Source organism: Stenotrophomonas sp. 85239_Sma, assembly GCF_056481725.1.
On the sequence record NZ_CM151163.1, the window covers coordinates 2,017,956 to 2,031,941 of the forward strand.

11 protein-coding genes are annotated in these 13,986 nt (G+C 67.7%); 7 read left to right on the forward strand and 4 right to left on the reverse strand.

The features are described from left to right. Positions 1-68: 68 nt before the first annotated feature. A complete protein-coding gene (locus ACYKG1_RS09535) occupies positions 69-1,544 on the reverse strand; it encodes an amino acid permease (RefSeq protein ID WP_100472137.1) in 1,476 nt (491 codons plus the stop codon). Positions 1,545-1,722: 178 nt separating this feature from the next. On the opposite strand from ACYKG1_RS09535, the gene ACYKG1_RS09540 reads away from it, so the two are divergent. After that, on the forward strand, positions 1,723-2,292 hold the full coding sequence (locus ACYKG1_RS09540; RefSeq protein WP_428993171.1) for an NUDIX hydrolase: 570 nt from the start codon (positions 1,723-1,725) through the stop codon (positions 2,290-2,292). 77 nt (positions 2,293-2,369) lie between these two features. Here the strand turns inward: ACYKG1_RS09540 and serA are convergent, their stop codons facing one another. Continuing rightward, positions 2,370-3,611, reverse strand: coding sequence for a phosphoglycerate dehydrogenase (gene serA, locus ACYKG1_RS09545; protein ID WP_014037034.1), 1,242 nt, complete (start codon positions 3,609-3,611; stop codon positions 2,370-2,372). Positions 3,612-3,780: 169 nt separating this feature from the next. Here serA and ACYKG1_RS09550 point away from each other — a divergent pair, with 169 nt between their 5' ends. The 3 genes from ACYKG1_RS09550 to ACYKG1_RS09560 all read left to right on the forward strand — a co-directional run bounded on the left by ACYKG1_RS09550 (position 3,781) and on the right by ACYKG1_RS09560 (position 7,368). Next, positions 3,781-5,169, forward strand: a complete 1,389-nt coding sequence (locus ACYKG1_RS09550) for an FAD-binding oxidoreductase (RefSeq protein ID WP_478472523.1) — start codon at positions 3,781-3,783, stop codon at positions 5,167-5,169. Positions 5,170-5,231: 62 nt separating this feature from the next. Continuing rightward, a complete protein-coding gene (locus tag ACYKG1_RS09555) occupies positions 5,232-5,531 on the forward strand; it encodes a DUF2388 domain-containing protein (protein ID WP_100472140.1) in 300 nt (99 codons plus the stop codon). A 40-nt stretch (positions 5,532-5,571) separates the two neighbouring features. Continuing rightward, positions 5,572-7,368 (forward strand): DUF7844 domain-containing protein, encoded by a 1,797-nt coding sequence (locus ACYKG1_RS09560; protein WP_478472525.1) that lies wholly within the window; start codon positions 5,572-5,574, stop codon positions 7,366-7,368. On the opposite strand, the gene ACYKG1_RS09565 is transcribed toward ACYKG1_RS09560, so the two are convergent. Further along, positions 7,346-8,422 carry an ATP-binding protein gene (locus ACYKG1_RS09565; RefSeq protein WP_100472142.1) on the reverse strand — a complete coding sequence of 359 codons (1,077 nt, stop codon included), beginning with the start codon at positions 8,420-8,422 and terminating at the stop codon, positions 7,346-7,348. The two genes, ACYKG1_RS09560 and ACYKG1_RS09565, sit on opposite strands and share 23 nt — an antisense overlap. Then, complete coding sequence (locus tag ACYKG1_RS09570; protein ID WP_478472527.1) at positions 8,422-9,138, reverse strand: response regulator; 717 nt, start codon at positions 9,136-9,138, stop codon at positions 8,422-8,424. The genes ACYKG1_RS09565 and ACYKG1_RS09570 overlap by 1 nt, the downstream gene beginning before the upstream one ends. 129 nt (positions 9,139-9,267) lie before the next feature. Here ACYKG1_RS09570 and ACYKG1_RS09575 point away from each other — a divergent pair, with 129 nt between their 5' ends. From ACYKG1_RS09575 to ACYKG1_RS09585, 3 genes are read left to right on the forward strand one after another with little or no spacing between them, the layout of a single operon-like run. Beyond that, positions 9,268-10,416: an efflux RND transporter periplasmic adaptor subunit gene (locus ACYKG1_RS09575; RefSeq protein WP_478472528.1), complete on the forward strand. Its 1,149-nt coding sequence runs from the start codon at positions 9,268-9,270 to the stop codon at positions 10,414-10,416. A 36-nt stretch (positions 10,417-10,452) separates the two neighbouring features. Then, complete coding sequence (locus tag ACYKG1_RS09580; protein WP_478472530.1) at positions 10,453-13,602, forward strand: multidrug efflux RND transporter permease subunit; 3,150 nt, start codon at positions 10,453-10,455, stop codon at positions 13,600-13,602. Beyond that, positions 13,583-13,975, forward strand: coding sequence for a nuclear transport factor 2 family protein (locus tag ACYKG1_RS09585; RefSeq protein WP_262083463.1), 393 nt, complete (start codon positions 13,583-13,585; stop codon positions 13,973-13,975). Before ACYKG1_RS09580 ends, ACYKG1_RS09585 begins: the two co-directional genes overlap by 20 nt. The last annotated feature ends 11 nt before the right edge of the window (positions 13,976-13,986 follow it).

The following is a 13,986-nucleotide window of genomic DNA, read 5'->3' on the forward strand; positions in this document are numbered from 1 at the left end:
TCGAAGCGCGCCGCTATGGGCGCGCGGGGAAAACGGACGGGCCGGCGCGAGGCCGGCCCGTAGGCGGATCAGGGCGACTTGGCCAGCTTGCTGTTGCGGATGCCGTAGCCCAGGTAGATCAGCAGGCCGAGCAGCGTCCAGCCGACGAACAGGTGCCAGTGCACCACGAATGCCTGCCAGAACAGGAACAGGCAGGTGGCCGCGCCCAGTGGGCAGATGATCCAGACCATCGGCACGCGGAACGGGCGATGCAGGCCAGGCTTGGAATAGCGCAGCACCAGCACGCCGATGCAGACCGTGGCGAAGGCCAGCAGGGTGCCCATCGAGACCAGTTCGCCCAGCACGTTCAGCGGCACCAGGCCGGCCAGCGCGGCGGCGATCACGCCGACAACGATCGTGGCGACATACGGGGTGCGGAAGCGGGCGTGGACCTTGCCAAAGAACTTCGGCAGCAGGCCGTCGCGGGAAATGGTGTAGGCGATGCGGGTCTGGCCCATCATCATCACCAGCACCACCGAGGACAGGCCGGCGATGGCACCAATCTCCACGAACGTCTTCAGCCAGGACAGGGTCGGGTAGGGCTCCAGCGCAGTGGCCACCGGCTTGTCGGTGCCCAGCAGGTGGTACGGCATCATGCCGGTCAGCACGGCACAGACGATGATGTAGACGAGGGTGCACACAGCCAGCGAGCCGAGCAGGCCGATCGGCATGTTGCGCTGTGGGTCCTTGGTCTCGCCGGCGGCGGTGGAGACCGCATCGAAGCCGATGTAGGCGAAGAACACGATGGTGGCCGCGCGGAACACGCCGCTCCAGCCGAACTCACCCGGCACGCCGGTGTTGTCCGGGATGAACGGCTGCCAGTTGGTCGGGTCGATGTGGGCCGCGCCGATACCGATGAACAGGCAGATGACGGTGACCTTGATCGCCACGATGATCGCGTTGACGAACGCCGACTGGGTCACGCCCACGTACAGCAGGCCCGATACCGCCGCCACGATCAGTACCGCCGGCAGGTTGAACAGCTTGCCCGAGGCGGTGAACTCGCTGCCGGTCCAGGCGATGGGAGCGGCACTGAGCGCATCCGGGAACGGCATGTGCAGGGTGGTGGTGATGAAGCTGATCAGATAGGCCGACCAGCCCACGGCGACCGAGGCCGAGGCGAACAGGTACTCCAGCACCAGGCACCAGCCGATGAACCAGGCCATGCCCTCGCCGAGGGTGGCGTAGGAGTAGGAATAGGCACTGCCTGAAACCGGCATCATCGCCGCGAACTCGGCATAGCACAGGCCCGCGAGGGCGCAGGCGAAGCCGGCGATCACGAACGACAGCATGACGGCCGGTCCGGCATGGTTGGCCGCGGCCTGGCCGGTCAGCACGAAGATGCCTGCGCCGATCACCGCACCCACGCCAAGCAGGATGAGGTGTTTAGCCGTGAGGGTCCGTTTCAACGTGGCTTCGCCGTCCAGGCTGCCTTCGATGGGTTCGCCAGCATCGACGTGCCCGGCCGGTTCAACCGGCTTGACCCTCAACAGAGCTTTCAGCATGCAGTACTTCCTAGTGATCGGATTGGGTGGGCCGCCGATACGTTGCCGGCAACCCTGGAATGGTGAAGGCCGCGCGAACGGCCCGCTGTACCTTAGCCAAAGCTGAAGCCAACGCACAAGCGCAATCGCAACAATGAACGGCGATAATGAGCAGTATTTTTCCAGACCGCCCCCATTCATGCGCCAGACCGCCGAAACCCTTGCCGTGCTTGATGATCGCCTGCGTGGCCTGCTGCGGGACTATGCCCGCCGCGAACCTGCCCACGACGCACTGGCTGCCGAATTCGGCACATTGTTGGATGCTCCGGAAGATCCGTTCCGCCGCGAACGACTGGCCGGCCACTTCACCGCCAGCTGCTGGCTGGTCAGCGCCGATGGCCAGCGCCTGCTGCTGACCCATCACCGCAAGCTGCAGCGCTGGCTGCAGCTGGGCGGCCACGCCGACGGCGACCGGGACCTGGCCCAGGTGGCGCTGAAGGAGGCCGAAGAAGAATCGGGGCTGAGCGGCCTGGTGTTGGAAGATCCGGCCATCTTCGATCTGGACAAGCACTGGATTCCGGAGCGCAAGGACGTGCCGGGGCACTGGCACTACGACGTGCGTTTCGTGATCCGCGCGCTGGGCGGCGAGGACTTCGTGCTGAGCGAGGAGTCACTCGACCTGGCCTGGCGGCCGGTGACCGAGGTCGCGGCCGATCCGGAATCTGACGAATCCATGCAGCGCATGGCCCGTCGCTGGCTGGCACGTTGAGGGAAAAGGGGACGGAGGGGATTAAGTCGTTTATGCCGCATGTGCCGCAAACGACTCAATCCCCTCCGTCCCCTTTTTCAGTACAGGATGCGCGTGCGCAGCGTGCCCGGAATTGCGGCCAGCTCGTCGCGCACCGCAGCAGCCTGTTCCTCGCTCGCGGTGATGTCGATCACCACGTAGCCCACCTTCGGGTCGGTGCGCAGGAACTGGCCGTCGATGTTGACGTTGTGGCGCGAGAAGATCTCGTTGACCTTGGACAGCACGCCCGGCACGTTCTGGTGGATGTGCAGCAGGCGCAGGCTGTCGGCATGCTCGGGCAGGGTCACTTCCGGGAAGTTGACCGCCGACAGGGTGCTGCCGTTGTCGCTGTAGCGCACCAGCTTGGCCGCCACTTCCACGCCGATGTTGTCCTGCGCTTCCAGCGTGCTGCCGCCGACGTGCGGGGTCAGGATCACGTTGTCGTGGCGGGTCAGTGGCGATTCGAAGATATCGCCGTTGCCCTTCGGCTCGACCGGGAACACGTCCAGCGCGGCGCCACCGACGTGGCCGCTGGCCAGGGCCGCGTCCAGTGCATCAATGTCGACCACGGTGCCGCGCGCGGCATTGATCAGGTGCGCGCCCTTGCGCATCTTCGCCAGCTCGGTGCTGCCGATCATCCACTGCGTGGACGGTGTCTCCGGCACGTGCAGGGTGACGATGTCGGCGCGCGCCAGCAGGTCGTCCAGGCTGGCCGCTGCACGGGCATTGCCGAGTGCCAGCTTGGTTTCCACGTCGTGGAAAATCACCTGCATGCCCAGCGATTCGGCCAGCACGCCGACCTGGGTGCCGATGTGGCCGTAACCGATGATGCCCAGCGTCTTGCCGCGCACTTCATGGCTGCCGCTGGCCGACTTGGACCAGCCGCCGCGATGGCATTCGGCGTTTTTCTGCGGGATGCCACGGGTCAGCATGATCGCCTCGGCGATCACCAGTTCGGCTACGCTGCGGGTGTTGGAGTAGGGCGCGTTGAACACCGGAATGCCGGCCAGTTCGGCCGCGTCCAGGTCGACCTGGTTGGTGCCGATGCAGAAGCAGCCCACCGCAATCAGGCGCTTGGCCTCGGCCAGCACTTCGGCACTGAGCTGGGTGCGCGAGCGGATGCCGACGATGTGCGCCTCGGCGATGCGCGCCTTCAGTTCGTCCTCGGGCAGCGCCTTGGTGTGCGCTTCGATCTGGCTGTAGCCAGCGGCGCTGAACACCTCCACGGCGGTCTGGCTGACCCCCTCCAGCAACAGCACGCGGATATCCTGCTTCGGGAACGAGGTCTTCTTCGGCGACATGGGGCAGCACGGCCAGTGGGACAGGGGCTGACCACTATGCCAGATCATGCCGCCCATGGTGCAGTGCGCAATTGGTTGCATCCGTAGCTATCTGGGCCGCTGCAGGGCTGGACGCTGGCGCGCGCCACTGGCACGCTTGCCCGTTCTTCACGCACCGCGCTGGACCGTCATGACCGATTCCCGCATTGCCTCGCTGCAGCAGGCCTGTCCCGGCCTGAAGCTGAAGACCGAGCCGGCCGACCTGGAGCATTACGGGCGCGACTGGACCCGGCGCTGGATGCCGGCGCCACTGGCGATCGCACTGCCGGCCACGGTCGAAGAAGTGCAGGCGGTGATGCGCTGGAGCACGGAAGAGGGCGTGGCCGTGGTGCCGTCCGGTGGCCGCACCGGCCTTTCGGGTGGCGCGGTGGCCGCCAACGGCGAGCTGGTGCTCAGCCTGGAACGGATGAACAAGACGCTGGCCTACGACGCGGTCGATCGCACCCTGGTGGTGCAGGCCGGCATGCCGCTGGAAGCCGTGCACAACGCCGCGCTGGAGCACGGCCTGATCTACCCCGTGGATTTCGCCGCGCGCGGGTCCTGCACGATCGGCGGCAACATCGCCACCAATGCCGGCGGCATCCGCGTGATCCGCTACGGCAACACCCGCGAGTGGATCGCGGGATTGAAGGTGGTCACTGCCGACGGCCAGCTGCTGGAACTCAACAAGGGCCTGATCAAGAACTCCAGCGGCTATGACTTCCGCCAGCTGCTGATCGGTTCGGAAGGCACGCTGGGCGTGATCGTCGAGGCGACGGTGAAGCTGACCGATCCGCCGCCGGCCAGCAATGTGATGCTGCTGGCCGTGCCCAGCTTTGAAGTTCTGATGCAGGTCTTCGCCGCGTTCCGCGCGCGCCTGCAGCTGCAGGCCTTCGAGTTCTTCACCGACCGGGCGCTGGAGCACGTGCTGGCGCATGGCGCGCAGGCGCCGTTCGACGAAGTCCATCCGTACTACGTGGTCACCGAGTTCGCGGCCAACGACGAGGCGCAGGAAGCTGCGGCGATGGCGGCCTTCGAGGACTGCATGGGCAACGGCTGGGTCAGCGACGGCGTGATCAGCGCCAGCGATGCCCAGGCGGCCCAGCTGTGGCGCCTGCGCGAAGGCATCACCGAATCGCTGGCGCGCTACAAGCCCTACAAGAATGACGTCTCGGTGCGGATCTCGGCGATGCCGGCGTTCCTGGCCGAGGCGCAGGCGTTGATCGGGCAGGCCTACCCGCACTTCGACGTGGTCTGGTTCGGCCATATCGGCGATGGCAACCTGCACATCAACGTGCTCAAGCCGGACGACAGCAGCGACGCCGATTTCGTGGCGCAGTGCGAGCACGTGACCAAGCTGTTGGCGCAGGTGCTGGCCCGCTTCGACGGCAGCATCTCGGCCGAGCATGGCATCGGCCTGGTCAAGAAGGGCTACCTGGACAGCACCCGCGGCCCGGCCGAGATCGCGCTGATGAAGGCGGTCAAACGCGCGTTCGATCCCCAAGCGCGGCTGAATCCCGGCAAGCTGTTCGACGTCTGAACCGGGCAAATCCTTCACGTACCCGTTACGCTCCACGCACCTTCACAACCGGCTTCGAACCGATGACCCGTCCGCTCCTGCTGCTTGCCCTGCTGTCCCTGCCGCTGGCCGGCTTCGCTTCCAGTTTTGCTGGCACCTCGGCCGGCTCGGCCACCGGTGCGTCCTCCGGTTCCTCGGGCAGCAGCTCGGGTGATGACAAGGTGGTGCTGGCTGCGCGCGACGATGCCGCCGCATTCGTCGCCAGCGACGGCCAGATCCGGGGTGCGCGCCTGCAGGCGGCGCTGGTCCACCTGCGCGAACAGAGCGTCGCCGCGCAGCAGCAGAGCGACCTGGAACTGGCCCGCGCGCTGCTGGCCCGTTGATCCCGCCTCCGGGTAGTGCCGGCCGCTGGCCGGCAACGCCATGACATCTGCACCCAACGCAGCCAGGCATGGCCTGGCCCTGCTGCTGGTGGCTCCGGCCGTACACGCCAGCGGAGACCTGCGCCTGGATCCAGCAGGGCTGAGCCCTGCACAGCAGCAGCTCGCCAGCCAGACCCTGGCCGACGTGCAGTCATTGCTGCCGGAGGGCCTGCTGCGTGCCTTGCCGGCCCAGGTGCAGGTGCACTGGAGTGATGAGCTTCCCGCCGCGGTGCATGGCCGCGCTTTCGCTGGCCGCATCACCTTGCGCCGCGACCTGCTGGATGACGGCATGCCCGGCAGCCGCCGCGCGCGCCGCAGTGCGCTGGTGCATGAACTGACCCACGTCGCCGACCGTGGCGGTGCGAACTGGTCGCAGAGCAGGCGCTGGCGTGACCTCGCGGGCTGGCAGCGCAAGCCCTGGCACCTTGGCCGTGGCGACAACGATTTCCGTGACCGCAGCCCGGATGTCTATGAGCTGACGAACCCGGCCGAGTACCTGGCAGTGAACGCCGAGCATTTCGTGCTCGACGGCGAGTTCGCCTGCCGGCGCCCCGCGTTGGCGCAGTGGTACCAGGCCCATTTCGGAACACCGCCGTCGCTGCCACAGCCGCAGTGCTCAACGACGCTGCCCTTGCTGCAGGCCGATTCGGAGGAGGGCGCTGCATCGCTGCTGCAGCTCGACCCGGCGCGCGTCTACGCGGTGGACTACCTGTTCGCCGAAGGCAGTGCGCAGCCGATGAGCCGCTGGGGCCACAGCATGCTGCGGCTGGTGGTCTGCCGGCCGGGCCGCGCGCTTGGGCCGGACTGCCGCCTGGACCTGGAATATCACCGCGTGCTGTCGTTCCGCGCGTTCGTTGGTGACGTTCAGATTTCCAACTGGCGGGGGCTCACCGGTGGCTATCCGTCGCGGCTGTTCGTGCTGCCACTGCAGCAGGTGGTGGACGAGTACACCAAGGTCGAGCTGCGCGGGCTGCAGTCGCTGCCGTTGCAGCTGGAGCGCAGCGAAATTGCCAGCCTGCTCGAGCGCACCGCACAGGTGCATTGGAGCTATGACGGGCGCTACTACTTCGTCAGCAACAACTGCGCGGTGGAAACGGCCAAGCTGCTGCAGGCCGGGGTGCCGCGCCTGGGCCAGGCCGGATTGGCCCAGTTGAGTCCGCGCGGGCTGAAGCGTCGGCTGTCCCGGCTGCATGTGCTCGACGAGCAGGTGCTGGCTGACCGCGATTCAGCACAGGCGCAGGGCTATTACTTCGCCTCGGCGCGCGACCACTACCAGCAGTTGTTCGGCGTGGCCGCGGCCCAGCTGGCGTTGCCTGCGCGCGATGTGCGCGGCTGGTTGGCGCTGCCTGCGCAGCGACGGGCACCGTGGCTGCTGAAGGGCGACCTGCGTGCCAGCGCCGGCCTGCTGCTGCTGGAACAGGCCGCGCAGCGGCGCGCCGAACTGCGTGCGCGCGATGTGCTCAAGCGGCAGCTGCTGGGCGCACCGGACAGTACTGAGACCCGCAGCCTGCGAGGACTGCTGGAGCAGAGCGGGCAATGGCTGCGCCCTGGAACGCTGCTGCAGGAGGGCGGCTACGGGTTGCCGCTGGGTGACGAGCAGGCGCTGTTGTCCCGGGCCGTGGCCACTGGCAGTGCGCGGGCGGTCCCGGCGTGGCAGGCGCTGCGCGTGCAGCTGCGCCTACAGCTGCCGAACCGGCAGCGCGAGGAAATGGATGCGATCGACGCCAATCTGGATGCACTCGGTGCACACCTGCGCGAGCAGGCCGCAGCACCGCCTACTGGCGCGGCAGCTCGATGACAAAGCGGCTGCCGCCCGCGCTGCCCGGCATGCAGTAGACGCGGCCACCGTGCGCGTCGGCGATGGCCTTGACCACCGCCAGGCCGAGCCCGCTGCCGCCGCCCTGGCGCGAACGCGAACCGTCGGCACGCATGAACGGGGTGAAGATATCCGCGTGCAGTTGCGGGTCGATGCCCGGGCCCTCGTCTTCGATCGATACCTGCACGTGGCCGGGCGTGTCATGCACCGCAATCCGCACCTTTCCCGGACAGGCATAGCGCCGCGCGTTCTCCAGCAGCGCCAGCAACGCCTGGCGCAACCGCGTGGGATCACAGTGCGCGTTGTGTTCCTCGCGGCTGGTTTCCAGTTCCAGCACGAAGCCTGCAGCGCGGAACTGCGGATCGACCAGGGTCATCACCGAATGCACCTCGGCGACCACGTCGGTGCGCGCGCGGCGCACGTCCAGCCGCGCATTGTCGGACAGGCTCAGCACGCGCAGATCCTCGATCAGTCGTGACAGCCCTTCGACCTGGGCAAGGAGGCTGCGGAACTGCGACTCGTCCGGCTGGAATACACCCTCGGCCAGCCCCTGCAGGCGGCCGCGCAGGATCGTCACCGGCGTGCGCAGCTCATGGGCGATGGCCGCGTGCCACATCGCGCGCTCGCTCTCCATGTGCTGCAGGCGGCGCGCCATCGCATTGAAGTCCTCGACCAGGGTCGCCACTTCGCCCGGCGAATTTTCCTCGACGCTGGCGCGTGCGCCCAGGTCGCCGCCAGCGAGCGCGCGCACGCTGTCCACCAGTGAATTCAATGGTGAGAGGATGCGGTGGGCCAGGCGGAACGAAGCGGCGATGGCCAGCGCCAGCCCGGTCAGGATCACGCCCACCATCCATGCCAGTTCCGGCCCGGTCGGCAGCCAGCTCTCCGGCTCCTCGGCACTGCCGGGGAAGAACTCGATCAACACGGCGTACAGCAGCCACGACGACAGGATCATCATCACGATGACGCCGATCACCATCAGCGACATCGAAACGATGATGTGGCGGCTCAGCCCGGAACGGCGCAGGGGTCGCATCAGCGGTCGGCCATCAACCGGTAGCCGACGCCACGCACGCTGGCCGGGACGTTGACCATGCCCACTTCGTCCAGCTTGCGGCGCAGCTTGCTGACGTGGCTGTCGACGGTGCGCTCCAGCGCTTCGCTTTCCGGCAGGCATTCGTGCATCAGTTCGCTGCGGCTGAAGATGCGCGTCGGGGCCAGCGCCATGCAGTGCAGCAGCTTGAACTCAGTGAGGGTGAGCAGCACTTCGTGGCTGTAGCCTTCGCCCTCCACGTGCACGGCATGGGTGGCCGAGTCGATCAGCAGCGGGCCGACGCGCAGCGCGGTGGGCGCGTCCACGCGCGAGGCGCGCAGCGTACGCCGCAGCACGGCGCGTACGCGCGCAGCCACCTCGGCCGGGTTGAACGGCTTGACTACGTAGTCATCAGCGCCCATGCGCAACGCGGTCAGCTTGTCCAGGTCCTGGTCCAGTGCGGTCAGCATGATCACCGGCGTCTCGCCGCGCTGGCGCAGCTGGGTCAACACGCTCCAGCCGTCCATGCGTGGCAGCTGGACATCGAGCAGGACCAGGTCGGGGCGGGCGCTGCGATGCAGGTCCAGTGCGCTGTGGCCGTCGGCGGCGCGCAGCGTGCGCAGCCCTTCGCGTTCCAGGTAGGCGGTGAGAATGTCGGCGATCTCGGCCTCATCCTCGACGATCAGGACAAGGGCGGCGAGTGCAGGGGAGGCATGCATGCTGGGGCGGGGCCGAAAGGTGCTTGCCTCCATCGTATCTCCACAGTACCTCCATCGAAACCCCATCATCGCCACGCACACTGCGCGCTTCAGAACCTATCCGCCGCCTGCGCGGCATTGTGCACAGCAATGAGAACCTTCAGGACTCCGGCCGCGTTGATCGCGGCCCTCGCCCTGGCCATGACGGCCTGCTCCTCCCCCGAAGCCACCCCCGAAGCCACGCCACGCGTCAGCGTGATCAGCGTCGGCCCGCAGGTGGTGCAGCGCGATGATGAACTGCCCGGCCGCGTGGCTGCGGTGCGCACCGCCCAGATCCGCGCGCAGGTCGGAGGCATCGTACAGCGGCGCCTGTTCGACCAGGGTGCGGAAGTCAGTGCCGGCCAGGCCCTGTTCCAGATCGACCCGGCCGCGTTCCGGGCCGACGTCGATTCGGCCCTGGCTGCCCTGCAGCGCAGCGAGGCGGCGCTGGCCCGCAGCCGCGTGCAGTCGCAGCGCCTGCATGCCCTTGCCGCCGCGCAGGCGGTCAGCCAGCAGCATCGCGACGACGCCAGCGCCGAGTACGAACAGGCGCGCGCGGCGGTGAATGAGGCGCGTGCGATCCTGTCCCGTCGCCAGCTCGACCTGCGCTATGCCACGGTCAGCGCACCGATTGCCGGCCGTATCGATCAGGCATTGGTGACCGAAGGCGCACTGGTCGGCGTGGCCGATGCCGATCCGATGGCGGTGGTGCAGCAGATCGACCAGGTCTACGTGGATGTACGCCAGCCGGCGGCGCAGCTGGAGTCGCTGCAGCGCAGTGCCGCCGGTGGTGGCGAGCTGCCGGTGACGATCATCGGTGCCGCCGGCAAGCCGCTGCCCGAGCGTGGCCAGCTGCTGTTCTCCGGCATCAACGTCGATGCCCGTACCGGTGATGTGATCCTGCGCATCCTGGTCGACAACCCGCAGCGCCAGCTGCTGCCCGGCATGTATGTGCGCGCGAGGGTGCCGCGCGGTGCCCCGGCCAGTGCGTTGACCGTGCCGCAGCAGGCGGTGCTGCGCAGCGCCGGTGGCCAGGCCTACGCCTGGGTGGTCGGCGCCGACGGCAAGGCGGTGATCCGCACGCTGGAGGTGGACGGCAGTGTCGATCGCCAGTGGCTGGTGCGCACCGGCCTGAAGGCCGGCGAGAAGGTGGTGGTCGAGGGCCAGGAACGCCTGCAGGAAGGCGTGGTGGTCGATGCACGCGACTGGCAGAAGCCGGTCGCCAGCGCCGGTGCGGTGCAGGCCGGCAGCCAGGGCTGAGCCTTTCCCGGGCCGGCCCCTCCAGGAAAATCCAACATGGCACGTTTCTTCATCGATCGCCCGGTGTTCGCCTGGGTGCTGGCGATCTTCATCATCCTGGCCGGCGTGCTGGCGATCCCGCGGCTGGCGGTGGAGCGCTATCCGGCGGTCGCGCCGCCCAGCGTCAGCATCTATGCCAGCTATCCGGGTGCGAGCCCGCAGACGTTGAACGATGCGGTGGTTGGCCTGATCGAGCGCGAGCTGTCCAGCGTCAAGCATCTGCTGTATTTCGAGTCGTCGGTGGACACCTCCGGCGAAGCCTCGATCACCGCCACCTTCAAGCCCGGCACCAACCCGGAGCTGGCACAGGTGGACGTACAGAACCGGATCAAGGCGATCGAACCGCGCCTGCCGCGCAGCGTGCGCCAGAACGGCCTGTTCGTGGAGGCCGCCGATTCCGGCTTCCTGATGCTGGTCGGCCTGCGTTCACCGGATGCCAGCGCCAGCGAGGCGGCGCTGGGCGACTTCATGGCGCGCAACATCATTGAAGAGCTGCGGCGCATCGATGGCGTCGGCCGCGTGCAGTTGTTCGGTGCCGAGCAGGCCATGCGCGTGTGGCTGGACCCGACCCGGTTGACCGGCTATGGGCTGACCATCGGCGATGTGGCTGCCGCCATCGAGCAGCAGAATCTGGAGATTTCGCCGGGACGCATCGGCGATTCGCCGGGTGTGCCGGGCCAACGCATCACCGTGCCGCTCAGCGCCGAAGGCCAGTTGTCCACGCCGGAACAGTTCGCCGCCATCGTGCTGCGGGCCGGTGCTGACGGTTCACGGGTTGTGCTGGGTGATGTCGCCCGCGTCGAACTGGGTGCACAGAGCTATGCCTGGGGCACCCGCGAGGACGGCCATCCGGCCACCGCCGCCGGCGTGCAGCTGCGCCCTGGCGCGAATGCGGTGCGCACGGCGGCGGCGGTACGTGAGCGCATGGCCGAACTGGCGCCGCTGTTGCCGCGCGGGGTGGAGGCGAGCATTCCGTTCGACACCGCTCCGTTCGTCAAGATCTCGATCCAGAAGGTGGTGCAGACGCTGCTGGAGGCGATGCTGCTGGTGTTCGCGGTAATGTACCTGTTCCTGCAGAACTGGCGCTATACGCTGATTCCGGCGCTGGTCGCACCGATCGCGCTGCTCGGCACCTTCGCGGTGATGCTGGCCCTGGGCTTCTCGATCAACGTGTTGACCATGTTCGGCATGGTGCTGGCGATCGGCATCATCGTCGATGATGCGATCGTGGTGGTCGAGGGCGTGGAGCGGATCATGGCCGAGGAGGGCCTGCCGCCGCGCGAGGCCACCATCAAGGCAATGCGCGAGCTCACCGGCGCGGTGATCGGCATCACCCTGGTGCTGACTGCGGTTTTCATTCCGATGGCCTTCGCCAGCGGTTCGGTGGGGGCGATCTACCGCCAGTTCACCGTAGCGATGGCGGTATCGATCCTGTTCTCGGCCCTGCTGGCATTGAGCCTGACGCCGGCGCTGTGCGCGACGCTGCTGCGGCCGAACACCCATGGCCATCACGGACGCGGCGGCTTGTTCGGCGCCTTCAACCGCGGCTTCGAGAAGATGACCGGGCGCTACCAGCGTGGCGTGGCGTCGGTAATGCAGCGCAGCGGGCGGGTGATGGGCGTGTTCGCCGCGCTGGTGGTGGCGTTGTTGCTGGGCTTGCACTGGCTGCCGGGCGCATTCCTGCCGGAAGAGGACCAGGGCTATTTCATGACCTCCATCCAGCTGCCGGCCGAGGCGACGGCCGAGCGCACGCTGGCCGTGGTCGAAGCCTACGAACGCCATGTGGCCTCGCGCCCGGGCATCGGCTCCAACCAGTCGATCCTTGGCTACAGCTTCTCTGGCTCCGGCCCAAGCGCGGCGTTGACCTACACCATGCTGAAGGATTGGGGCGAGCGCGCAGGCGCCACCGCGGCCGGTGAAGTGGAGGCCGCGCAGGAGGCGATGGCCACTGTGGCCGAGGGCGAGGTGATGAGCGTAATGCCCCCGGCGATCGACAGCCTGGGCCGTTCGTCCGGCTTCTCGCTGGCCCTGCAGGCGCGTACGGGGCAGAGCCAGGCAGAGCTGCGCGCGGCCCTGCAGCAACTGCTGAAGCTGGCCGAGGCCAGCCCGCTGCTGTCGGAGGTGCATGCCGATGGCCTGCCAGCGGGTACCAGCGTGCGGCTGGACATCGACCGTGCCAAGGCCGAGGCGATGGGCGTGGGTTTCGCCGATATCAGCAGCACGCTGTCGGCGGCGATGGGTTCGCAGTACGTCAATGACTTCCCCAACAAGGGCCGGCTTCAGCAGGTGATCCTGCAGGCCGATGCACCCCACCGGATGGAGCTGGAGGATGTGCTGAAGCTGTACGTTCGCAACAGCGAGGGCGGCATGGTGGCGTTGTCGGAACTGGTGACGCCGCACTGGACCGAGGCACCGCTGCAGCTGCAGCGCTATCTCGGTTTCCCGGCGTTGAACCTGTCCGGCGCACCGGCTTCCGGCGTATCGACCGGCCAGGCCATGGCGGAGATGGAGCGGCTGGCCGGAAAACTGCCGTCCGGTTTTGCCCTGCAGTGGACCAGCCAGTCGCTGCAGGAGCGGGAATCGGGGGCACAGGCGCCGTGGCTGTTGCTGCTGTCGATGCTGGTGGTATTCCTGGTGCTGGCGGCGCTGTACGAGAGCTGGTCGATCCCGCTGGCAGTGATGCTTGTGGTGCCGCTGGGCCTGCTCGGTGCGGTTGCTGCGGTGTTGATGCGGGGCATGCCCAACGACGTGTTCTTCAAGGTCGGCATGATCACCGTGATCGGGCTGTCGGCGAAGAACGCGATCCTCATCGTCGAATTCGCGCGGCAGCTGCAGCAGCAGGGGCGCGGACTGGCCGAGGCGGCACTGGAGGCGGCGCGGCTTCGCCTGCGGCCGATCGTGATGACCTCGCTGGCGTTCGCGCTGGGTGTGGTGCCGCTGATGCTGGCGCAGGGCGCGTCGAAGGAAACCCAGCAGGCGATCGGAACCGGCGTGTTCGGCGGCATGGTCAGCGCGACCGTGCTGGCGGTGTTCTTCGTGCCGGTCTTCTATGTAGTGGTGCAGGGGGCGCGGCAGTGGATCGCGCAGCGCCTGCGCAGGCGCCGGCCGATGCCGGAAGGAACCGTGGATGGAACGGGACATCGTTGAAGATCTGCATGAGCGGCAGTTGATGGTGCTGGAGCAGCGCCTGTGTGCAGCGCTGCTGGAAAACGATCACGATGCGCTGACCACGCTGGTATCGCCGGCATTGTTCATGATGGATGGGCAGGGCGGGCGCTTGCTCGATCTGCCATGGCTGGGCGATTGGCTGGCCGGGAACCTGCAGGTGTGCAGCCTGCAGTCGTACGCAGTGGAAACGCTGCTGTGCGGACGCCTGGCGTTGCTGTCCAGCGACGTGCGATTGTCCGTGCGGCAGCAGGGCCGGGAGCGTGAACTGAAGCTGCGCCTGCTGCGGGTGTGGGCCTGCAGTTCCGGGGCGAGCGGCGCGCAGCTTCTGTCGATGGCGATGCTGGCCCCTTGAGCGCGGTCAGG